Source organism: Tabrizicola sp. (assembly GCF_051645465.1).
In the GTDB taxonomy this organism is placed as follows: domain Bacteria; phylum Pseudomonadota; class Alphaproteobacteria; order Rhodobacterales; family Rhodobacteraceae; genus Tabrizicola.
On the sequence record NZ_JBOFBI010000205.1, the window covers coordinates 18,957 to 41,415 of the forward strand.

Annotated in this window: 18 protein-coding genes; 9 read left to right on the forward strand and 9 right to left on the reverse strand. The window is 65.1% G+C overall.

Translation table 11 applies throughout. From position 1 onward, the window contains the following. Window positions 1-33: 33 nt before the first annotated feature. The 3 genes from ACRCSW_RS13185 to ACRCSW_RS13195 form a co-directional block, all read right to left on the reverse strand. A complete protein-coding gene (locus tag ACRCSW_RS13185; protein WP_438705749.1) occupies window positions 34-2,274 on the reverse strand; it encodes a serine/threonine-protein kinase in 2,241 nt (746 codons plus the stop codon). Window positions 2,275-2,709: 435 nt separating this feature from the next. After that, entirely contained in the window at window positions 2,710-3,948 is a 1,239-nt protein-coding gene (locus ACRCSW_RS13190) for a Tm-1-like ATP-binding domain-containing protein (protein WP_438705750.1), read from the reverse strand. Further along, window positions 3,945-5,432: an aldehyde dehydrogenase gene (locus ACRCSW_RS13195; RefSeq protein WP_438705752.1), complete on the reverse strand. Its 1,488-nt coding sequence runs from the start codon at window positions 5,430-5,432 to the stop codon at window positions 3,945-3,947. The genes ACRCSW_RS13190 and ACRCSW_RS13195 overlap by 4 nt, the downstream gene beginning before the upstream one ends. A gap of 148 nt (window positions 5,433-5,580) precedes the next feature. Between ACRCSW_RS13195 and ACRCSW_RS13200 the strand changes: the two genes are divergently transcribed. From ACRCSW_RS13200 to ACRCSW_RS13215, 4 genes are all read left to right on the forward strand, one after another. After that, entirely contained in the window at window positions 5,581-6,351 is a 771-nt protein-coding gene (locus ACRCSW_RS13200; protein ID WP_438705754.1) for an IclR family transcriptional regulator, read from the forward strand. Then, on the forward strand, window positions 6,348-7,700 hold the full coding sequence (locus ACRCSW_RS13205; RefSeq protein WP_438705755.1) for an aminotransferase class III-fold pyridoxal phosphate-dependent enzyme: 1,353 nt from the start codon (window positions 6,348-6,350) through the stop codon (window positions 7,698-7,700). The genes ACRCSW_RS13200 and ACRCSW_RS13205 overlap by 4 nt, the downstream gene beginning before the upstream one ends. Window positions 7,701-7,707: 7 nt before the next feature. Then, window positions 7,708-8,814 (forward strand): class II histone deacetylase, encoded by a 1,107-nt coding sequence (locus ACRCSW_RS13210; RefSeq protein WP_438705757.1) that lies wholly within the window; start codon window positions 7,708-7,710, stop codon window positions 8,812-8,814. A 109-nt stretch (window positions 8,815-8,923) separates the two neighbouring features. Further along, entirely contained in the window at window positions 8,924-9,589 is a 666-nt protein-coding gene (locus ACRCSW_RS13215) for a GntR family transcriptional regulator (RefSeq protein WP_438705759.1), read from the forward strand. Window positions 9,590-9,624: 35 nt separating this feature from the next. On the opposite strand, the gene ACRCSW_RS13220 is transcribed toward ACRCSW_RS13215, so the two are convergent. Next, a complete protein-coding gene (locus ACRCSW_RS13220; RefSeq protein ID WP_438705761.1) occupies window positions 9,625-10,332 on the reverse strand; it encodes a type 1 glutamine amidotransferase in 708 nt (235 codons plus the stop codon). A 70-nt stretch (window positions 10,333-10,402) separates the two neighbouring features. Here ACRCSW_RS13220 and ACRCSW_RS13225 point away from each other — a divergent pair, with 70 nt between their 5' ends. The 5 genes from ACRCSW_RS13225 to ACRCSW_RS13245 all read left to right on the forward strand — a co-directional run bounded on the left by ACRCSW_RS13225 (window position 10,403) and on the right by ACRCSW_RS13245 (window position 16,512). Further along, a complete protein-coding gene (locus ACRCSW_RS13225) occupies window positions 10,403-11,659 on the forward strand; it encodes a cytochrome P450 (protein WP_438705763.1) in 1,257 nt (418 codons plus the stop codon). 26 nt (window positions 11,660-11,685) lie between these two features. Continuing rightward, window positions 11,686-12,978, forward strand: coding sequence for a glutamine synthetase (locus tag ACRCSW_RS13230; RefSeq protein ID WP_438705764.1), 1,293 nt, complete (start codon window positions 11,686-11,688; stop codon window positions 12,976-12,978). Between the two features lie 12 nt (window positions 12,979-12,990). Continuing rightward, window positions 12,991-13,305 carry a 2Fe-2S iron-sulfur cluster-binding protein gene (locus ACRCSW_RS13235; protein WP_438705765.1) on the forward strand — a complete coding sequence of 105 codons (315 nt, stop codon included), beginning with the start codon at window positions 12,991-12,993 and terminating at the stop codon, window positions 13,303-13,305. Window positions 13,306-13,617: 312 nt separating this feature from the next. After that, complete coding sequence (locus tag ACRCSW_RS13240; RefSeq protein WP_438705767.1) at window positions 13,618-14,388, forward strand: inositol monophosphatase family protein; 771 nt, start codon at window positions 13,618-13,620, stop codon at window positions 14,386-14,388. A 138-nt stretch (window positions 14,389-14,526) separates the two neighbouring features. Continuing rightward, on the forward strand, window positions 14,527-16,512 hold the full coding sequence (locus ACRCSW_RS13245) for an aminotransferase class V-fold PLP-dependent enzyme (RefSeq protein WP_438705768.1): 1,986 nt from the start codon (window positions 14,527-14,529) through the stop codon (window positions 16,510-16,512). Between the two features lie 277 nt (window positions 16,513-16,789). Here ACRCSW_RS13245 and ACRCSW_RS13250 read toward each other — a convergent pair whose 3' ends face one another. The 5 genes from ACRCSW_RS13250 to hpaD all read right to left on the reverse strand — a co-directional run bounded on the left by ACRCSW_RS13250 (window position 16,790) and on the right by hpaD (window position 22,459). Beyond that, window positions 16,790-18,856 carry a hypothetical protein gene (locus ACRCSW_RS13250; RefSeq protein WP_438705769.1) on the reverse strand — a complete coding sequence of 689 codons (2,067 nt, stop codon included), beginning with the start codon at window positions 18,854-18,856 and terminating at the stop codon, window positions 16,790-16,792. 191 nt (window positions 18,857-19,047) lie between these two features. Then, window positions 19,048-19,827: an aldolase/citrate lyase family protein gene (locus tag ACRCSW_RS13255; RefSeq protein WP_438705771.1), complete on the reverse strand. Its 780-nt coding sequence runs from the start codon at window positions 19,825-19,827 to the stop codon at window positions 19,048-19,050. A gap of 3 nt (window positions 19,828-19,830) precedes the next feature. After that, on the reverse strand, window positions 19,831-20,631 hold the full coding sequence (hpaH, locus tag ACRCSW_RS13260; RefSeq protein WP_438705773.1) for a 2-oxo-hept-4-ene-1,7-dioate hydratase: 801 nt from the start codon (window positions 20,629-20,631) through the stop codon (window positions 19,831-19,833). Next, the gene (locus tag ACRCSW_RS13265) at window positions 20,628-21,482 is read right to left on the reverse strand and encodes a fumarylacetoacetate hydrolase family protein (protein ID WP_438705775.1); all 855 of its coding nucleotides are present in this window, start codon (window positions 21,480-21,482) and stop codon (window positions 20,628-20,630) included. Before ACRCSW_RS13265 ends, hpaH begins: the two co-directional genes overlap by 4 nt. Beyond that, on the reverse strand, window positions 21,479-22,459 hold the full coding sequence (gene hpaD / locus ACRCSW_RS13270; protein ID WP_438705777.1) for a 3,4-dihydroxyphenylacetate 2,3-dioxygenase: 981 nt from the start codon (window positions 22,457-22,459) through the stop codon (window positions 21,479-21,481). The genes ACRCSW_RS13265 and hpaD overlap by 4 nt, the downstream gene beginning before the upstream one ends.

The following is a 22,459-nucleotide window of genomic DNA, read 5'->3' on the forward strand; positions in this document are numbered from 1 at the left end:
TGCAGTCGGGCGGCGTTATTCTGCACAGTGGCCTCACTTCGTCGGATCGACCGTCAGACGCATGGCCGCCGTGGTGACCTTGCTGCCGCGGAGGATCGAGAAACTTGTCACTCTGGTGCCCTGCTCCGCAAGGACAGGCATCAGCTTCTCGAGCGAGTCGGGGGCGTCCATGCGAAGTCCAGTGCTCTTCTCACGGAACACGACGTCACCGGGGAGCAGGTTCGTTTCGTTGGCGTCTGCCACACCGGTGACCACCGTTTTCCACTCACCATCAATGTTGGTGATGGCGAAGCTGACCCCGTTCCGCAGGCTGACCAGCCGGACGGCTTTCACGGTCAGAAGCCCCGTCTTTTTCTGTCCCGCTGGATCGGAGTAGTCCACAACCACGCGAACCTTTCCGTCCGGGTCGATGTTCATCACGTTCAGAACGCCACCGGCAAGGCTGCCGCTCGAACTGATCGGCACGCCATTAACCGCATAAAGCAGCACGCCGGGCTTAAGCCAGTCCCCCGCCTCCGTCAGATCGGCGTTTGGCGAAATCCGGGCGACAACCGCGACCTTCGATCCGCCGACAGTGCGCGTCCCTTCCGAGATCGGCATCTCGACATCCCAGACCGCAAAGCCCGCTTGAATGGGCTCGACGGTACCGATCGGCGAAGCGAACGGCAGCTGGAGCACTTCGATGTTCAGCAGTTTTTCCTTCAGGATCGCTTCGGCAGCAGAGAGACGAGAAGCATCTTCAAGGAGAGCTGCTTCCGATTCGCTGAGCGTGGTATCGGCCGCCGCACTTGCTTCGGCGGCAACGGGCGCCTCGGCCGCGGCTTCGGTCAACCCGGCGGTCGCCACTGTTTCTGTGGCCGCCGGCGCATCGGCCGCAGGCTCGGATTCGGTCGTCGACGCGATTGCAGGCGCCGCATCTGGGGCGACTTCCACAACCTCTGCGGGCGAGGTTTCGGGCGCAGCCGCCACTGTCGCGGTTCCCGCTGTTGCCACTTCGACGGTCTGAGTGTCAGTCGCCTTGGTCCGTGCCGGCGCGGCTGTTGCTGCATCCTGTTCGATGGGCAAGCTGCCGTCGTTGTTAAGCACAACGTAGCCGCCCGCCACCAGGATCAGCCCCAGTGCGACCGCAGCGGCGATCTGCACGCTGCGTTTGCCGCCTCCGGTCGACGGCGGGGCGACCTGGGCGTAGCGCGTGGCGTGTCGGCTGATGCGAGACGCTGCCGGTGCCGGCTCGGGCGCAGGCACAGGCTGAACGACCTCTGCCGGTGCATTGGCGCGGTTGAAATCCGTGATCAAGCGATGCACGGCATCGTCCACGCCCTCTGGCGCGGCGAGCACCACTGCCTTGCCCTGATACAGCTCCAGCCATTCCTGCGCGGTTTGCACACGGTCTTTCGGCAGCGTGCTCATGGCCCGGTCGATCGCTTCCAGGTAGCCCCTGGGATAGTCCGCGAACCGGCCGGCAAGCGGCACGTAAGGATCGGGCCGGTCTTCGGCCAGCGCAGCCAGCCGGGCCTGCCCGTTGACCGGCGCTTCGTCCGAGATCAGGTGATAAAGCGTTGCACCCAATGCATAAAGATCGCTCCAGGGCCCTTGCTCGGACCCGGCGATGTAGAATTCCTGCGGCGAGTAGCCGTCCTTGACCACGCGCAGCGCCGACATGGCGCGGTTGGTCTGCGAAGCCTTCTCGCGCGCGGCGCCGAAGTCGATCAGGATCGGTTCGCCGTCCTGGTCGATCAGCACGTTGTCGGGCGAGATGTCGCGGTGAAGCATGTCATGCGCGTGGATGAAGCCGACGGCATCCAGCAACTTGTCGGTGATCTGTACGATCTCTGCAGGCGTCGGGCGCCGGCCCTCGCCATCGATGATCTGCTGAAGATCGAGGCCGTTGATAAAGTCGATGGCCATGTAGGCGGTGCCGTTGTCTTCAAAGACCTGATGCACCGCGACGATGTTCGGATGCACGATCTTGGCCAGGCTCCGCGCTTCTTTCACGAAGAGCTGGATGATCGAGCGAAGCTCGGCCGTATGGGCGCGCGAGCGGGCCGCCACCATGACCTTGCTGCGACGGCAGACCGAGCCCGGGAAGCACTCCTTGATGACCACATCGCGGTCCAGGCTGTCCTTGGCCAGATAGGTTATGCCGAACCCGCCGCTGTTGATATAGCGCGTGATCGTGTATTGGCCCTTGAGCAGCTTAGCGCCCGGCTGCAGTTCGTCGATGAGGTCTTCCTCCTCATCGATCGCGGGTTCGACCGCCTTTTGCTGCGCCATATTCTTCACCCTTCCAGCAGTGCGTCGGCCCGAATGTAGCAATGCTGTTGAGGCTTGGCTGACAATGACTTTACCAGCCGCAACCTGCAACGCTTATCGTCCACATTAACGCACCAATCTACAGGTTATTCCATGGTTGTGGATGAGGGCGAAAATGGGGCGATCGAAAGGAGATTTGAAGGATCGCCGCGCACAACCCTGGCGGGCGGGCGATGATGCTGTCATCGACGTAGCGATCCTGCAGCTCGCTGCGCAAAATGGGTGCATCCTGAAGGCACTAGCCCCGTTTCGCCGCGAGGGGGAAGGCGCGTCGCGCCGGGCCGATTCGGCGGTTGGCCGCCAGGTTTGGCGACGTCGGTGCGCCAGACTGCCGGGTGCGTCCGCGCCCCGCAGAAAGCCGGTTCAGCAGCCCCCCGAAGGCCATCGCGGGCAGTTCTAACCCCGCGGCAACCACCCGGCGGATATCCAGTCGTCGACGATTGTCAGGGCGATTTCGGAAAACTCGGGGTCGTTGATATGGGCATCCAGCTCGCGCAGCTCGACGTTGGGCGGACAGCACGTCCGGACTTCCTCGATGAAGGCCCGAAGCCCCTCGGCATCGTGCAGGGGGCCGCCTTCACGGTCCCATTCGTTGCCACCGCGCGTCGGCAGAAGGAAGACCGTTCTGCCCTTGGCCTGCGCGAGCTTGCCCATGATCGCCCGCGCAACCTTCCGGCGGGCCTCTGCATCCAGTACGACCGAGGACAGAAGACGGTTGTGCGCGTGGCTTGGTAGATCCGCGAACTGGGCGGGCAGCGGATGCCAGCCGACGACGTCGACAAGATCATAGCAGCCAATCGAGACGATCTGAGGAATGCCCCGCGCCCCGGCTGCGGTCATCCGGTCAGGCCCGGCACTGATGGCCGAGCCGAAGAGATGGTTCCCCACCTCCTGCGGTGCGAAGTCGAGGACAGCAGCGAAAGCCCCTTCGGCCGCAAGGCTTTCAAACGCCCGTCCGCCCATGCCTGTCGCATGGAAGACCGCCACCTCGAACCCCCGCGCTTCAAGCGCCGGTTTCAGTGTGACCATGTAGCGCAGCACGGTCTTGCCGAAGCTCGTCATCCCGATCAGCGGCCTGTCGCGGCGGGGGGGCTCGACCGCCCTTGCCGCCCCCAGAACTGCCCCCGCCGCCTGGGACAAAGATGCCTTGCAGATCGAGTTCAGCCCGTAAAGCCCGCCCGCCCAGAGGATCATCTGGATGTCGGCCGCAAGCCGTTCGGGTGGCAGCATGGGGGAAAAGCTGACGGTCGAGACCACGTGTTTCGGCACGCCCAGGGGCAGCGCCGAGCAGAGGTCAAGCGCGAGGTCCGTGCCCATCGTGCCGCCAAGGACGATCACCCCGTGGATGCGGCCCCCGGAATGCAGCTTCGCCGCAAGCCTAGCCGAGCCCGTCGCCATGATCTGCATGGCGGTGTTTTCGTCCTCGGCCGCGATGGCTGCGGCGATGGAAGAGCCTGCCGCCTCGGCCACCTGGTGCTTGGAGATATCGGTGGGACTGGAGGGGTCGCCCAGGACCGAGACATCCATGGTCAGAACCCGCCCGCCCTGCGCAATGATCACGTCGCGCATGTAGACAAGCTCGGCGTCCTTGGTGTCCCAGGTGCCAGCCACGAGGATGCAAGGCGCTTCGGTCATAGCTGGATCCATGCGGTCTTGAGATCGGTGTATTTTTCCAGCGCATGCAGGCTCTTGTCGGCCCCGTTGCCGGATTGCTTTGTGCCCGCCAGGGGTACGGTCACATCTACCCCGCCATAGGTATTGACGTGAACAACCCCCGCACGGATGCCCCGGATCATCCGATGCGCGCGGGAAAGGTTCGCGGTCCACACCCCGGCGGCAAGGCCGAAGTCGCTGGCATTGGCCAGCCGCAGCGCCTCAGCTTCGTCGCTGAACGAAGTGACGGCGAGGACGGGACCGAAGACCTCCTCCCGGAAAAGCCGATGCTCGGGACGGACGCCGGTCACGATGGTCGGCTCCATGTACCACCCTCCCGTCTCTTCCAGCGCCCGCTTGCCGCCGGTCACGATCTTACCGCCCTCGCGGGTGGCATCAGCGACGAAGCCGAGATTGCCTTCCAGCTGGACCAGCGAGTTCACCGCGCCGACTTGCGTCTCAAACTGCAGCGGGTTGCCGACCGTCATCTTGCGGGTCGCCTCGGCCAGTTCGGCGACGAAGGCGTCGTGGATCGACGCTTCGACCAGCAGCCGAGAGCCCGCGACGCAGACCTGCCCGGCGTTACGGAAGATCGCGTTGGCGGCGGCTTTGGCGGCGGCGCAAAGGTCGGGGGCATCGGCGAAGACAACGTTCGGGGACTTGCCGCCCAGCTCCAGATAGCACCGCTTGAGGTTCGACTGCGCCGAATACTGCAGCAACCGGCGGCCAGTTGCACCCGAGCCCGTGAAGACCAGCACATCAACATCCGGCGAAAGCGCCAGCGCCTCGCCCGTGACCCGCCCCGGACCGGTGACCACGTTGAAGACGCCTGGGGGAATGCCTGCCTCCAGCGCCAGCCCGGCCAGCCGCAGAAGCGAAAGCGAGGCGGTTTCGGCTGGTTTCAGCACCACCGAATTGCCCATGGCAAGGGCGGGCGCGATCTTCCATGACCCGATCATCAGCGGGAAGTTCCAGGGCACTATGGCACCCACTACCCCAACCGGTTCGCGGTGAACCAAGGCGAGGACGTTCGACGGTGTCGGTGCCACCTCGCCGTAGACCTTGTCGATGGCCTCGGCATAGTAGCGAAATGTCCCGGCGGCACTGCCCGGTTCGGCCTTGAGCGCCATTGAGATTTCCGTGCCATTGTCGCGGACGCCAAGGACGGCAAGTTCGGCGGCATGCTTGTCGATCAGGTCGGCCAAGCGGTGCAGCACCGCCTTCCGCCCGGCCGGAGCCATGCGCGACCAGCGCCCGTCCTCGAAGGCCGCCCGGGCTGAAGCGCAGGCGCGGGCGACATCGGCCGGGCTGGCCGAGGCAAGCGTGGTCAGCTGCCGCCCGTCGATGGGCGACAGGACCGCCGACGTCCCGCCTGCACCATCAAGCGACTCTCCATCGATCAGAAGCTTGCCCGGACCGACCGGGCTTGCCGCCAGTTGGTCGATGGTTGCCTGATCCAATGCCATGGGCTTGCATTCCTGTAGCGGCGATCGGTTCAAATAATGAACCAATGGTTTGAAAAACAGATTGACAGCCCTTGTCCCGATCTGTCAACAAAAATGCCATGGGGCTTCGGGCCCGCTGCTTGGGATGCCGCCGGGGGCGGCAAGCACCATGGGAACAGTCGGAAAAGCGCTTGACCTTCTGGACCTCTTCTCAAGGGCCGAGCCTCAGCTTGGGCTCTCGCAGCTTGCGCGCGCCTCGGGCGTCAACAAGGCCACCTGCCATCGCCTGATGTCCGAACTGGAATCGCGCGGGCTGGTCGAGCAGGTCGGCCCCGCCCGCGAATACCGGCTTGGCTCTGCCGTCCTGCGGCTTGCGGCCCTCAGGGAAGCCGCCGTTCCCACCCGCGACGCGGCGATGCCTGTCCTGCGGCGGCTGGCGGAAACCACTGGCGAGACCGCCCATCTGTCGCAGCTTGTCGCCGGTCGGCTGCAAACGCTCGCCTTCGCCTACTCCTCGCGGCCAGGGGTCAAGGTCATGATGGAGGACGCCGATTTCCTGCCGTTCCACGCCACCGCATCGGGGGCAGCGGTGCTTGCGCAGCTTGCCGATCCCGAACCCCTGATCGCCGTGGCCCCCGACCAAAACGCCCTGCGCACCCGGATTGCCAATTGCCGTGACAATGGCTGGGCCGAAACCGTCTCGACCTTCGAGAAGGATGTCCATGGCCTTGCGGTCCCGCTCTTTGACGCCTTCGGCCAGTGCACCGGCGCGCTGGCCGTGGCCGCCGCCGCCCCGCGCATGACGCCCGGTCTTCACGCCGCGATCACCGCCGAACTCACCTGCGCAGGGGCCGAAATCACCGGGCTCTGGGGCGGCGTGATCCCCGATGCCCTGGCCCGCCTCTGGCGCGCGGCCCCCTCAAAGGACCCGGACCGATGAAAGACGCGAACTTCCTGAAAGCGCACAATGCCCGCTCGCTCTGGCATCCGATGACTGCGCCCGCAGACAGTCACAAGTCCCCGCCGGTGATCGTGACCGCGGCCTCCGGCGTCCGCATCCGCGACATTGACGGGCATGAGGTGGTGGACGCGGTCGGGGGCCTCTGGAACGTCAACCTCGGCTATTCCTGCCAGCCGGTGAAGGACGCCATCGCCGCCCAGCTCGAGGCGCTCCCCTACTACTCGATCTTCCGGGGCACCTCCAACGACAAGGTGATCGAACTGGCGGAAGAGCTGCGCACCTTCTTCGAACCCGATGGCCTTACGCGGGCGTTCTTCACCAGCGGAGGCTCGGACAGCGTGGAAACCGCGCTGCGCCTGGCGCGGCAGTACCACAAGATCAAGGGCGAACCCGGGCGGGTGAAGTACCTCTCGCTCAAGAAGGGCTATCACGGCACCCACATGGGCGGCGCCTCGGTCAACGGCAACGCGAACTTCCGCACCGCCTACGAACCCCTGCTTCCCGGCTGCTTCCACATCCCCGCGCCCTACACCTACCGAAACCCCTTCAACGAGGACGACCCAGCACGGCTCGCCCAGCTTTGCCTGCAGGCGCTGGAGGACGAGATCGCCTTCCAGGGCGCAGGCACGATTGCCGCGTTCATCATGGAGCCGATCCTGGGGGCAGGCGGCGTGATCCCCCCGCATGAAAGCTTCATGCCGGGGGTCGAAAAGCTGTGCCGCAAGCACGGCATCCTGCTGATCGCCGACGAGGTCATAACCGCCTTCGGCCGCACCGGGGCCTGGACCGGCAGCCGACTTTGGGGAGTGAAACCGGACTTCGCCTGCACGGCCAAGGCGATCACCAACGGCTACTTCCCCTTCGGCGCGGTGATGATCGCCGAAGGCGTGGCCCAGGTATTCGAGGCGGATGAGACGGGAAAAGCCGCCATCGGCCACGGCTACACCTACTCCGGCCATCCGGTTGGTGCGGCGGCAGCTCTCGCCTGTCTGGCCGAGACGAAGCGGCTGAACGTCCCGGTGAACGCGGCCGCGCGGGGCGCGCAGCTTTGGGAGGGGCTGAAGGCCCTGCAAGCGAAGTACCCGGTGATCGGCGATATCCGGGGCGGGCATGGGTTGATGCTGGCGATCGAGATGGTGGCGGACCGGGCCACCAAAGCCGCCCCACCCAAGGCGCTGCCGGGGCAGGTCCAGGCGGCGGCCTACAAGGCGGGCGCAATGATCCGGGTCTCTGGCCCGAACATCATCCTCTCGCCCCCCCTGATCCTGACCCCGGCCGACGCCGACATCATCCTCTCGGCACTCGACATGGCCCTGGCGGCAGTGTGAAGGCCCCATGACCACAGGTTTCTGCTTCGATGAACGCACGCTCTGGCACTCGACCGGGGAAGCCGCCCTCTTTCTCCGCCCCGGCGGCTGGGTGCAGCCCCCGGCGGCGGGCGGCCACGCGGAAAACCCGGAAACCAAAAGGCGGTTCAAGAACCTGCTGGAAGTCTCCGGCCTCTGGCGCAAGCTTGCCGTCGAGACCGCACCCGAGGCGTCGGAGGAAGCCCTGCGCCGCATTCACCCGCCAAGCTACCTCAATGAATTCAAACGGCTTTCGGATGCGGACGGCGGCATGCTGGGTGAGGAGTCACCCTTCGGTCATGGCAGCTATGAGATCGCCGCCCTCTCGGCAGGACTGGCGATCCACGCGATGGACAAGGTGCTGACGGGTGAGTGGACCAACGCCTATTCGCTCTCGCGCCCGCCCGGCCATCACTGCATGCCCGACCATTCGATGGGCTTCTGCCTCATGGCGAACATTCCGGTCGCCATCGAAGAGATGAAGGCGCGGCACGGCCTTGGGAAAGTCGCCGTGGTGGACTGGGACGTCCACCACGGCAACGGGACGCAGGCGATCTACTGGGAAAGGCCCGATGTCCTGACCATCTCCATCCACCAGAACGCCTGCTATCCGACCCATCTTGGGACGACCGCCGAACGTGGCGGCGGGGCGGGCGAGGGAGCCAACATCAACATCCCCCTCCTGCCCGGCGGGGGCCACCAGAGCTATCTGATGGCGATGGATCGCATCGTTCTGCCCGCGCTAAGCCGCTTCAAACCCGATCTGATCGTCGTAGCCTCGGGCCTCGACGCCAACGCTCTCGATCCCCTGGCCCGGATGATGGCGCATTCCGGCACCTACCGCGCGATGACCGAACGCCTGATGCAGGCCGCGGCCACCCTCTCAGCCGGACGGCTGATGATGGCGCATGAGGGCGGCTATGCCGAGGTCGTGGTGCCCTTCTGCGGCCACGCGATCATGGAGACGCTCTCGGGCGAGAAAACCGCCGTAGTGGACCCATTCCTCGACTTCGTGACCGAACAGCAACCCCCACCCGAATTCGACGCCCTGGAAGACCGGCGACTGGCCGAGATGGCCAAGTCTTTCGGGCTCTGAAGGGCAGCTGACCCCTCCTCGTTCGACTTCGTCTCCTCGTCGGTCGCCGCCCGCGAGGAGTGCATGAAATGCATCGACGAGCAGCCCGCCCCGTGGCAGGGTCGCCCCCATGTCCACCCCCTTTGCCGGCCCTCAGATCCCGACGCTGGTCCAGCACATTCTGGAACGGATCGATCTTGGCCAATTGAACCCCGGCGATCTTCTGGACGAGGCGGAGCTTTCCCAGACCCACGGCGTCTCGCGCACCCCGGTCCGCGAGGCGATCCTCTATCTCGAGGCGCTGGGCCTTGTCCGCCGCCTGCCCCGCAAGGGGGCCGCGATATTCCGTCCGACGCTGGAGGAGTTTCTGGCGATCCTCGAGGTTCATGCGAAACTTGAAGGCCAGGCCGCAGGTCTGGCCGCACGCCGCCTCTCGCGGCAGGGTGCCGATGAGCTTGAGGCCGCCGTGCGAGCCTGCGAAGCCAAGGCCGCAGAAAGCCCCAATGCCGACCCTGACGGCTACTACCAGCTGAACCTGCGCTTCCACGCCTGCGTAGCCGCGGCATCTGGAAACGGAGTGCTCCTCGAAAGCCTCAAAACAAATGCCCGCCGCCTGCTTGCCTATTACCGCGCACGTTACCGCTTTGCCGGGGCCATCCCCCGATCCGCGACCGAGCACCGCGCCATCGCGAAGCTCATCACCGACCGCGATTCCGCCGGGGCCGAGGTAATGATGCAGTCCCATGTCCAGTTCGACCAGGTCACCGCGATGGACCTGCTTGCCGCGCTGTCGTGAGGCAAGACTTCGATTTTTCGACGAAAAATCGACTCTCAACCTCTCGCCATCTCAAAGAACCGCGCGATCCATTCTGCGAACCGCCGACCCTCCGTACCAAGCGGGAGGGAGACCTTTGCCGCCGCCCCGACCTCCGCCGCAAGCCCCGGCGCAAACTCCTCGACCAGCCCGGCCAGGAACTCCGGCGTCATCTCGGGATGATACTGGGTCGCAAAGACCCCGCTCCCAATCCGGTATGCGGCCGCCGGACACCCTTCGCTCCGCCCCACCACCTCGGCACCCGCAGGCAACCGAAGCACCTGCTCGCCATGCGCCGCCGCCAGCCGGATGCGCGCGCCGCCGTCCATCCAGGGCGCCGGCGCCACAAGCTCGGTCTCTGCTGTCCCCAGCACAAACGGCCCCGGATTCGGGCCTACCGTGCCCCCCAGGGCCTTGGCAATCGCCTGATGCCCGAAACACGCCCCGGCGAGCGGTTTGCCATCGGCATAGGCCTGCCGGATCAGTTCCATCAGCCGCCCGATCCACGGATCATCATCATCTACCGAAGACGGGCTGCCGCCGATCAGGAAGCCATCAAACCCTTGCAGCCCCTCAGGAAACTCCCCGCTCGGCAGATCGAAGGCCGTCACCGTCCAGCCCGGCCGCACGCCCAGCAGCAGGTCCCGGAACTTCTGTGTGTCGCGCGGATGCCTGGCCGCGAAGGCGCTGGTGTCGGTGTTCGTCGCCAGAACCGCAATATGCATGGAGATTTCCCTTTACATATTTAACACGTTCATCATTATACAAAACGCGCCCCACGGCAAGGAGCAACCGATGACGGTCTGGACCCCGACGGACGACGGCCATGCCGACCTCACCAGCCACGACACCTTCCTGGCCGGAGCCCCCCACAACACCTTCGCCCGCCTCCGCCGCGAAGACCCGATGCACTGGACCGACTACCCCCAAGGCCAGCCCTTCTGGTCCGTCACCCGCCACGAAGACATCCACTCCCTGAACGGCCAGCCCGACCTTCTCTCCTCAGCCCGCGGCATCCGCATGGAGGATCAGAGCTACGAAGAATACCTCGCCCGCCGCACCTTCCAGGAGACCGACCCGCCCGAACACATGATGACAAGGGTAAAGGTCGCGAAGGCCTTCTCCAAACCCGTCATCGCCACCTTCGAGCAATCGATCCGCGACCTCTGCACAACCATCCTCGACACCGCCCTCCCGCGCGAAACCTTCGACGCCACCAAAGAAATCGCCCGCGAGCTTCCCATGCGCATGCTCGGCCGGATCGTGGGCCTGCCCGACGAAGACCTCCCCTGGCTCGTCGAAAAGGGTGACGCCCTCATCGCCAACACCGACCCCGACTTCACCCCCCACGTCCTCGACAAGCTCACCACCGACGAGTTTCGGATGATGCCCTTCAACTCCCCCGCCGGGGCCGAGCTTTTCGTCTACGCCAAGGACCTGATGGCCCGCAAAAACGCGACAGGCGACACCTCGGGCGTCCTCCACATGATCCTGCAGCCCGGCCACGACGGCCAGGTCATGCCGGAAATCGAGTTCCGCAACTTCTTCTGCCTTGTGGTCGCCGCCGGAAACGACACCACCCGCTATTCCATCGCCGCTGGCCTCCAGGCCCTCGCGCATCAGCCCGAACTCCTCCCCCTCATCCAGTCCGGCGGCGTCGACGACACCATGGCCGACGAGATCATCCGCTGGGCCAGCCCCACCAGCTACTTCCGCCGCACCGCCACCCGCGATTTCGAGATGCACGGCAAGACCATCAAGGCGGGCGACAAGGTCCTCTACTGGTTCGCCTCGGCCAACCGGGACGAAACGGTCTTCCACCGGCCCTTCCGCGTCGACCTCGCCCGCAGCCCGAACAAACACCTCGCCTTCGGCCAGGGCGGCCCGCACCTTTGCCTTGGGATGTGGCTTGCAAGGCTGGAGGTGCGGGTTCTCTTCCAGGAACTCGCCAAGCGGATCAAATCCATCGAACCGGCGGGGGACCAGAAGTTCCTGCGGTCAAACTTCGTGGCCGGGCTGAAAAGCTTGCCGGTTCGCGTAACCATGCAATGATGACAAAAAAACGGGGGAGGATCACGATGGCGGACCGGTTGAGGGCCATGTTCTGCGACCACTTGAGCCTGATGCGTGGCAAATACCTGCCCGCCTCAAAGCTCAAGTCCGAAGGCACGCGGCTGGCGCGACCCACCTTCTCGGTCCATTGGGACAAGGACCTCATCCTGGACGCCCCCCACACCAAATGCCGCGAGGGCATCCCGGACATGGAGCTCCGCTGGGACGCCGCCGAGATCCGCGACGGCTGGGAACCGGACACCAAGGTCGTCACGGGCGACCTCTATGACAGCGACGGCGAGCGCATCCCCCTTTGCCCCCGCTCTGCCCTCAAGCGCGCGGTTGCCGACTGGGGCAAACACGGCCTGACGCCCAAGGTCGGGATCGAGCTGGAAGCCTTCGCCTTCGAGATCGCCGAAGATGGCAGCGTCTCCCCCATGCATGCCCCCGGCGGTATCGTCTACGGCACCGGCCCTTTCGCCGACCCTGCCGGTTTCACCGACGCGATCTGGAACCGGGCCGAGGAAGCGGGCTTCCGGCTGGAACTGATCACCGCCGAATACGACACGCCGCAGTACGAATTCACCCTGGCCTATGACGAGGCGGTCAAAGCCATCGACGAAATGGTCCTCTTCCGCCAGATGGCCCGCGAAGTGGCGCTGGATCACGGCATCCTTTTGACTTTCCTGCCGAAACCAATCCCGGAAAAGGGCGGCTCGGGCCTCCACTTCAATCTCTCCTTCGCCGACAAGGCCGGGAAGAACGCCCTGATGACCGGGCCGAAAGGCGGTCCTGCCCACATGAACGACCTCGCCAAAGGCTGCGTCGCGGGCTGGCTTCAGCACCACAAGGGCCTCGCGGGGCTTCTGGCCCCGACGGTCGGGTCATACCTGCGGCTGCAACCCGCCTCGATGTCGGGCTACTGGTGCAACTGGGGCGGTGATCATCGCGGGGTGACAGTGCGGGTGTCCGAAGAGGGCGGGCCGAAGACCCGCCTTGAACACCGGATGGCCGATGCCAGTTGCAACCCCTACACCGCGCTTGCCGCCCTCCTGCAGACCGCGCGGCTGGGGGTCGAGAAGGGCTATGCGCTGCCCGAACCCGAGGCGGGCGACGGCTTTGACCGCACCGACGCAGGCTACGGCGTTGCCGCTTCGCTCGCCGAAGCGATGGACGACCTTGAGGCCGATACCGCACTTGCCCAGGCCCTGGGCCCGGAACTGGTCGAGCATCACGTCTTCATGAAGCGGATCGAGGTGACGAAGACCGAAGGCCTCGAAGGTCCTGCCTTGCGCGACTATTACATCTGGTACGTCTGAGGGGCCTCGCACATGAAAGCCACCTGGAAGCTTCCCGACGGGCGTGAGGTCACCCATGACTTGGCCGAAGGCCAGACCCTGATGGAGGCCGCGACCAACCGCGGCGTCCCCGGCATCATCGGCGAATGCGGCGGCTCGATGTCCTGCGCCACCTGTCATGTCGTCATCGACCCCGCCTGGGCCGAACCGGCGGGGGAGCCGGGCACGTTCGAGGAAGACATGCTCGACATCACCGAAGCCGAACGCCAGCCGACCTCACGCCTTTCGTGCCAGCTGAAGATGTCCGCAGCACTTGACGGCATCCTCCTTCACGTTCCGCAAGCCTGACGGACCGCTCGTCGATGCATTTCATGCACTCCTCGCTGCGCGCCCTCCGACGGGGAGACGAAGTCGAACGAGGAGGTCACGCCGGGAAAGCCGTGCCTGCCGGTGCGGTGAAGGCTGTTCCTCAATCTCCGCAAGCCTGACGAACCGCATCGTCGATGCATTTCATGCACTCCTCGCTGCGCCCCGCCCGACGAGGAGACGAAGTCGAACGAGGAGGTCACGCCGGAAAAGCCGTGACTGCCGGCGCGGTGAAGGCTGTTCCGCAATCACCGATTCTGCCTTAGCGTGGTCTTTCCCAGCAGGACCCGCTTGATGACCGATAACGACAGCCTCGCAACGCTCGGCACGATCCTCGAGCAAGCGGGGCAGCAGGCGCTCGGCTACTTCAACAGCATGGCCGCGCGGACCGTCGACGCCAAATCACCCGGCGATCTGGTCTCGGATGCCGACCGCGAGGTCGAAAACACCCTGCGCCGCCTCCTCGGCCAGCACTTCCCCGACTGCGACATCCTCGGCGAGGAGTTTGGCGGCACTCCATCGGCGCGCTTCTGGGCCATCGACCCGATCGACGGCACCTCGAACTTCCTGTCGGGCCTGCCGTTCTGGACGATCTCCGTTGGCCTCATGGTGGCAGACGAGCCGGTTATGGGCGGCATCATCGCCCCGACGATGGGCCTTGCCGCCGTAGGCCAGGCAGGCGGTCCTTTCGTTGCAACGGGCTTCACTCCCGGCTCCCGCCCGGAGGACCCGCCCTGTATCGGCATCGGCCGCAACCCCCGCTGGCACACCGCCGACCGCCACGCCATCGAGGCCGCCATTGACGCTGCAGACCTTGGTCCCCGCCTCTTGGGCTCCTGCGCCTTGTCCCTGCTGCTGGTCGCGACCGGACGCCTGAAGGGCTACATCGAGGCCCGCGTCGGCGGCCTTTGGGATTGCGCCGGAGGCCTTGCCCTTTGTCGGGCCGCAGGCGTGCAGACCGCGTTCAAGGTCCATCCGGACGGGACGGTAGATGTTCTGGCAGGGGATGTCTTCGACCTCGCGCGAAGCGCCGGTTGGCGGGGCGAAATCCTTTCCAAATCCTGAACGACATGGCAACCCATTGATATCATTTGGCGCACCAAGTTGTCCCACCGTGGGACACCCTCCCGAACACCGATCCCGCTTGCGGCCCGTGCCCCCCGCTGGCACTGTCCGGCCCAGGGAATGGGAGCATCGGGGACCATGCAGCGGAATACGACCGAAGGCGGCTATTTCCTCTACCACTCCATCGGCATCTACCCCGGCAAAGAGGAAGACCTCGCCGACGCGATGGCCGAGTTTGCCGAGGTCTGGGCCTCCCCCAACGACAAGCAATGGGGCTACGTCCTCCGGAAGCGACAGGACTTCATCGACCGCTGGCGGCGGCTGATCAACGTCCCCAAAGGCTCGCTGACGACGGTCGACAACGTCACCGAAGGCATGCAGAAACTGATGCGGGCCCTGCCGCAAGGCATCTTGCGCGGCAAGCGCGTGCTGGTCGCCGCCGACTGCTTCCCCTCGCTACACTTCCTCCTTGAGGGCCTCGCTCCGAAGATGGGCTTCACCCTCGAGACGGTTCCCCTGTCCGAAGGCCGCGCCTGGGTGGAGACAGCCGATTTCATCGCCCGCTGGGGAAGGGATGTGGGGCTTGCACTTCTCACCTGGGTGACCTCGATCGGCTCGTCGAAGATGGACTACCCCGCCCTAGTCGCGCATGGCCGGGCGATGGGCAGCCTCATGGTTGCCGACATCACCCAAGGGGCCGGGCTGATGCCCTTCGACGCGCTGAATCCGCGGGTGGATTTCGTGGTCTCCACCAGCCTGAAATGGCTTTGCGGGACGCCGGGTGCCGGGATTCTCTATGTTGACAAGGACTTGGTCACAACCCTTCGACCCGAAACGCGGGGGTGGTTTTCGCAGAACAACCCGTTCTCGTGGGACCTCGACAAGTTCGAATACGCCCCCGACATCCGCCGCTTCGACACCGGGACGCCCGGGTCGGTCGCGGCGCTGGCTTCGCTGCCGGCGCTGGAATGGTTTTCGAAACAAGACCTTACCGAAGTGTCCGCCCACAACCGGCGCCTTGTCGACCGGGTCATCGACCGGGCGGACCGCCTGGACCTGCCGCTTCACTCCCCGCGTGAGGCGGCCAACCGGGGTGGGGCGGTGATGCTGCGGATGCCGGACAAGGCCGAGGCCGCGGCCTGTGTGGGGGCGTTGGGGGTGGAGGGCTATTCTGTCGATTTCCGCGGGCCGATCCTGCGGATGTCTCCGGGATTTGTGACAGAAGAACAAGCGGTTGATGCTGTCTTCGACATGGTCGAAACGGTGATGGCACGCCGCCGCCGTCGCTTTGCTGGGCAGGGCTGCGGGAAGGCGGATGGGGCGGGAGAGGTGCTTGCTTCGCTGGCCAAGGAGCTTCTGGCCGGAAGGGTCCAAGTTGTTGATTGCACGGCGGAACTTGGCCCCAAGACGCCGATCCTGCGGCTGCCCGAGGACCTTGCGAGGAACACGCCGAAGGTCGCTATCCACCGGATCAGCGAATACGACAAGGACGGGCCGTTCTGGGCCTGGAACTGGCTGGAACTCGGCGAACACAGCGGCACCCATTTCGACGCACCGCATCACTGGCTGTCGGGAAGGGAGCACCCGGATGGCTTTACAGATACGCTTTCGGTTCAACGGCTTATCGCGCCTGCGAACGTGATCGACTGTTCAGAAGAAGCGGCCCAAAACCCCGATTTTCTGCTTACAGCCCAGCACGTCAAGGCGTGGGAGGCCAGGCATGGCGAGATAGGTCCGGGCGAATGGGTGCTGATGCGCACCGATTGGGACAAGCGGTCGCATGACGAAGAGCTGTTCCTGAACGAGGACCCCGATCCATTCGAGGATGGGTCGCACTCGCCTGGGCCGTCAACCGATTGCATTGATTATCTTCTTGGGAAGGGGATCGTCGGTTGGGGCACGCAGTGCATCGGCACCGATGCGGGGATGGCGGGGAAGTTCAGCCCTCCGTTCCCGGCGCATAACTTCCTCCACCGGGACAATTGTTTTGGCCTCGCAAGCCTTTGCAACCTTGACCGGCTGCCGCCGAAAGGTGCGATCCTGATTGCGGCGCCCTTGAAGATCGCAGAGGGCACCGGGTCACCCATCCGGGCGATTGCGCTGGTGCCGGGGGCAGAGGACTAACGGCGGACGACAGTGCCGTGCGGTCGGGTTGACGAAGTATGAACGACAAAATCGGCAAGGGGTGCAAAGGGGGGGCAAGGCGGGCTGCAACTTTTTGAGAACGCTGTGTTAATCTTGCACCTTTCGAACAAGTTAATGATCTTGTTGCCGTCTTGCTTTCATCTTGTTTCCGTCTCTGCCCGCGTGTGGTCCGACGACCGTTAAGCACGTACGGCGGATCGGTGGAAGGGGAACTGGCGGACTGGCGCCCCGCTTCCGCCGCCAGCCCCCCGACTTGTCAGTGCAGCGTTGGCTTCTGGTTGAACTCACGCAGCAGTTTGCACAGGTAGTCCTCATCGTGTGGAATGTCGTTCTTCTGGCCGGGCGCAAGCGGCTTGGCGAGGCGCGGGCCGAACGTCGACATCTCGTCCATCGCGGCATCCGGATACAGGATCGCCCACATGTCGACCCCGAAATCGTTCGCAGCGGCAGGCCAGTTGCGAATGCGGCATATGGATTCCGGGTCGTCATGGAGCGCCATCGTGTCCCCGTCATTGAACCGGTGCCCAAGGTTCATCAACTGGTGGGTCGCAAGCATCAGCTGCGGCGGCAGTTGACGCCAGTTTCTGCGGACCTTGGGGATCATGATCTCGCGACCGATGAAGGACGACAAGCCAACCGTGCGGGCCCAGAGGAGCTCTGAGTCCTGATCGCCGGTTTCCTTCCCGATGACCAGGCTGACCCAGGTGGCGATGGGGAACGTGTCGTCCATCGCCATGTCTGCAGAGGCGATCCAGGTCTTCGGCGGGATCAGCGTATTGCTGTTCTGAAGCCAGATGCCGGTGCAACTCGGCAGCCTGGCAAAGAGCGACGCAAGGCAGGTCATGCGCCGGGCTGCGCTGAAGCGCGCGGCGAGCGAGTCGTCGACCGAGGTCACGTTGATCGAAAGATAGGCCCGGTGCCGGTTAACTGCGTCGCGCGCATCGGGGAAAGTCAGCTGCGAGAGCTGATAGATCGGCTCCCATTCAAGGTCGAGCGTTCCGGGCTTCGCGATGAAATTGATCAACTTGACGTCGCGCATGTCTTCGGTTGCGAGCAAAGGCGCGATGCTGGGACGATCCGTGCTGAAAGGCACGTCCAGATGCGGTTCTATCGACCACGAGAGGCCGGGGAACCCTCTGGTTGCGGTCCGAAGAAGCTCGGAAGGCACGAACCGGATGTCTTCGGTGAGGAGGACATAGGCCGAGAACGAGGAGTTGAGCGGCTTTTCCCTTTTGGGGGTGGGCCGCGCCGCGGGGGCGGGCTGGGCCGCTGGGGCCGGCTTCGCTTCGACCTTGCGGGTCGAACCCCGCAAAAGGCTGCCAAGCGTTCGTTGCAGGAAGCTGCTCTTCCCGCCCTGGGGCTGCGTCTCGGCCGACCGGACCTGCTGGCGGCTGCCGGGCCCCGCGGATGCGGTGGTTCCAGTTGCTTGCGGCGCTTCAGGCCCACTTTCGTTGAGCGTCGACTTGGAATGCACAAGCGCCCACATGTCGGATGCGGCGCCACCCTTGGCGGCGGGCCAGTGGCGGATCGGGATATTCCGGTCCGGCGCCCCCGGGATATCGAAAGTCTCGCCGTCTTGCAGAACCGTCCCCATTTTCAGGACCGCAGTGGCGACCGCGACCGTGAAGAGCATAAGCTCCTTGGGCTCGGCGCGGACCTGCGGAAAGACGATCTCGCGCCCGGCAAGCTGCGCAAGGCCGATGGTGCGCAAGGTGACGGGCGTTGGTTCCTTTCGGTCTTTGTGCAGCTCGATCGGTGCGGCGATCCATTGCCAGACCGGGACTTCGCCGCCGACGAGCGTGTCTGCGGCCTTCACCCAAGCCGCAGGCGAAACGATCAGCCCGCTATGGGCGACGTGGACTGCTGTGCAGGTCGGCAGCTTGGCGAAGACGGCAGCAAGGCAGGTCATGCGGCTTGCCGCCTCGAAGCGGGCCGCAACCGACTCGTCTGCCGAGGCGACGGTGATCGCGATAAAGCTCTTGTGGCGTTCGACTGCGGCGCGGGCATCCGAGAAGAACATCTCGGACCTGGCACAGGATGCGTCCCAGTGGGTGTGGAAGCGCCCGGGTTCGGTATAGACGTGGACTTCCTTCGGTTCGTTTCGGCCCGGCTCGGGGTGGAAGACGACGTGACAGGTCTGATCGGTCGAACAGGTCTGGTCGCCGCCAAAGCGGCTGGTCCAGAACATGGACGGGAAATCGTCGACCACGGCCTCAAGGATTTCGCGGCTTGCAAGCTCAAGCCCTTCCGAGAGAAGCACGTAAGCGGTGAAGGGTGTGGAGAGCGGATCTGCGCTCTGCCGCCATGTCGCCGTCGCGGTCATTTCAGGTGCGGCTCCGACGCTGGCTTGGCAATCGCCGCGGCTTTGCCTGGTATTGAGACCCGTCCGGGAAGTTTGGAAGAGAGGCCCATCGCTAACTCCAGATTGTGCTTTGGGTCGGGAAATGAACCAAGGATTGTGGCGGAACTTCGGCTTGGACCGGACTTAGTTGGGAAAACGCTTTTGGTGGCGAGTCAGGCCTTGGCGGGCGGAGCGTACTTGAGCGCCAGCGCCCTTAGCGCGCCGACATAGGCCAGGACATCGATCCCCACGCCGACGAAGCGGGCGCCTGCGTTCAGGCAATCCTGGATGAAGCCGTCTTCGGTTGCCAGAACCCCCGCGGCCTTGCCCGAGGCGGAAATCCGGCGGAGCGCGTCGAAGACGGCCGTGCGGACGTCCGGGTGGCTGGCGTTGCCGAGGTGTCCCATGTCGGCGGCGAGGTCCGAGGGGCCGATGAAGACGCAGTCGATGCCTTTGACGGCCAGGATATCGTCCAGTGCCGCGAGGCCCGCAAGGCTCTCGACCTGCAGGATCAGGCAGATCTGGTCGTTTGCGGTGGTCAGGTAGTCCGGGATTTGGGCGAACTTCGAGGCGCGGGCGAGGGAGGACCCCACGCCGCGGAAACCGTCGGGCGGGTAGCGGGTGGCCTTGAGGCAGCGCTCGGCCTGGGCGGCGCTTTCGATCATCGGGATGAGAAGGCTTTGGGCACCGGCGTCCAGCGTCTGCTTGATCCGGGCGGGGTCGTCGTCGCGGAGCCGCACGATGGGTGCGCTTGGGCCTGGTTCGATCACTTGCAGCTGCGCAAGCGTGGTGCGCAGGTCGTTCGGCGCGTGTTCGCCGTCGATCAGAAGCCAGTCGAACCCCGCCGTGGCGGCCATTTCGGCGGCGTAGGGGTCGGCCATGCCGAGCCAGCAGCCGTAGAGGGTTTCGCCGGCGGCGAGGCGGTGTTTCAGGCGGTTCTGGGGGGCGGGCATGGGTTACTCGATGCTGATGGAGACAGAACCGAAGGCGCCGAAGTCGGCCTCGAACCGGCTGCCGGGCGGGGCCTCGATGGCCCGGACGAAGCTGCCGGAGAGGACGATGTCGCCCGCCTTCAGGCCCTGACCATAGCGCGCGAGGCGATGGACGAGCCAGAGGATTCCGGTGACCGGGTCGTCAAGGACGCCTGCGCCGAGGCCGGTTTCCTCGACGATGCCGTTGCGCTTGACGATGGCGCCGACCCAGCGGAGGTCATGGGCGTCGATGGCGTGGCGCTGGGGGCCGAGGACGGCGCCTGCGTTGGCGGCGTTGTCGCTGACGGTGTCGGTGATGATCCGTGTGCGCCCGGTGACGGGATCGGTGCGCAGGATCCGGGTGTCGAGGATTTCCAGCGCTGGGGCGACATGGGCGGTGGCGGCGACCACGTCGCCGCGGGTCGTTTCTGCGCCGCTGAGGTCCTGGGCCATCAGGAAGGCGATCTCGGCCTCGACCCTTGGCTGGATGAAATGGTTTTTCAGGATTGTCGCGCCGTGAGCGAAAAGCATGTCGTCCAGAAGGACTCCGCTGTCGGGGGTGTCGATCTTCAGAGCCTCCTGCATGGCGCGGGAGGTGAGGCCGATCTTCCAGCCGATGCCGCGTCGGCCCATCGCCAGTTTCATGGCGATGAGATCGGCCTGAACGGCATAGGCATCGTCAAGCGTCATGTCTGGGTAGGTGAGGGAGAGAAGGCCGATCTGGGTGCGGGTTTCCTCGGCCCTCAGGAGCGCGCGGGCGGCGGCTCGGTGGTCTTCGGGGGTCATTCGTCGGCCACTCCGTTTCGCAAGGTGCCGATCCCGTCGGCCTCCACCTCGACCACGTCGCCCGGTTTCAGCCAGACCGGCGGATCGAAGCGTGCGCCTGCGCCGGTGGGGGTGCCGGTCACGATGATGTCGCCGGGGACGAGGGTGGTGAAGGTCGAGATGTAGGCAATCTGGCGGGCGATGGGGAAGAGCATCCGGCTGGTGCGGTCCTGCTGGCGGACCTCGCCGTTGACGCGGGTGGTGAGCTGGATGTCGGCGATCTGTGAAGGCTCGGTGAAGGGGACGAGCCATGGCCCCATCGCGCCGGAGCGGTCCCAGTTCTTGCCTTGCGTCACGTTGAACTTGGCGTGCTGCACCCAGTCGCGGATCGTGCCTTCGTTGCAGAGCGTCAGGGCGGCGATATGGGTGAGGGCGTCGCCTTCGGGGATGCGGCGGCCGGGCCTGCCGATGACGATTGCGATCTCGCCTTCGTAGTCGAGCTGCGGGCTTTCCAGGGGGCGGATCAAGGGTTGGCCGTGGCCGGTGAAAGAGCGAGGAAAGCGGATGAAGAGCGACATGTTGGGAGGCGCGGCCTCACCGTCCCTGTACTCGGCATTCCGGTCGGGAAAGTTCAAGCCGACGCAGATGATCTTCTCCGGATCGGCGACGGGGATATCGTATGTGAACGATCCTTCGGTATGGCTTGCCAGGCGGCCAGTTGCGGCGTCCAGAACTGCCGGGATGGCCCCTGCCGCAATCACGTTTCGGAGTGTCCGCCACTGCGGGAACTCACCCGACAGCGCCAGAACACCTCCCGGCGCGCGTACGCCCCAGTGCTGGACGCCGCTGGCGGTGAAGGCGACCAGGTTCATGGCGCGATTATCGGGCTTGCCGCGAGGGTGCTCTGGACGGGCGCGGTCCCGGCGAAAAGGCTCCCCTCCTCGAACCAGCTGCGCGGGGCGGGGGAGCCCCAAAGGGTCTGGCGCTGGGGGTCCTTCAGGTCCCAGCGGATCGGTTCGTGGTCGGGGTCGACGGTCTGGTAGTCGGAACAGTAAAGCTCGATCCGGTGGCCGTCGGGGTCGCGGATGTAAAGGAAGAAGGCGTTCGAGATGCCGTGGCGGCCGGGGCCGCGCTCGATGTTCGCCAGCCAGCCGGTGGTGGACATGAGGTCGAGAAGATCGATGATGTTGAGGGGCGTCGGCACCCAGAAGGCGGTGTGGTGGAGCCGTGGGCCAGCGCCGTTGGTGAAGGCGATATCATGAACGCCCCCCTTCCGGTGCAGCCAGGTGGCCCAGAGGCGGCCGGTGTCCGCGTCTTCGGTATATTCGGTGACACGAAAGCCGATCTCGTTCCAGAAGGCGACGGCGGCGTCGACGTCCGGAGAGAAGCAGTTGAAATGGTCGATCCTGAGGGGCTTGACGCCCCGGTAGAGGGCGTACTGCTGGTGGATCGGAGGCAGGCGGTCCATCCGGGCATAGAACTCCAGCGGAATGCCTTGCGGGTCTCGGGTGCGGAAAGCGCGGGTGATATGGGGGCTGTCGACCCAATCGACCGGCAGGCCGCGGGCTTTGAAGAAGGCGGCGGCGCGGTCTAGGTTGTCTTCGTCGTAGACCTTGAAACCCAGATAGCGGGCCCCGGCTTTGTCTGTTTGTTTGAGGATGATGCAGTGGTGGCCGCGTTCTTCCATCGCGCGGAGGTAGATGGTCGAGGCGTCCTCTTCGGTCACCTGGAGGCCCAGCGTATCGACATAGAAGGCTCGTGAGCGCTGAAGGTCGGTTACGCCCAATTCGACATGGCTTAGACGGATGGTGTTGAAAGGCGGGTAGAGGTTCGGGGCGGGGACGGGCAT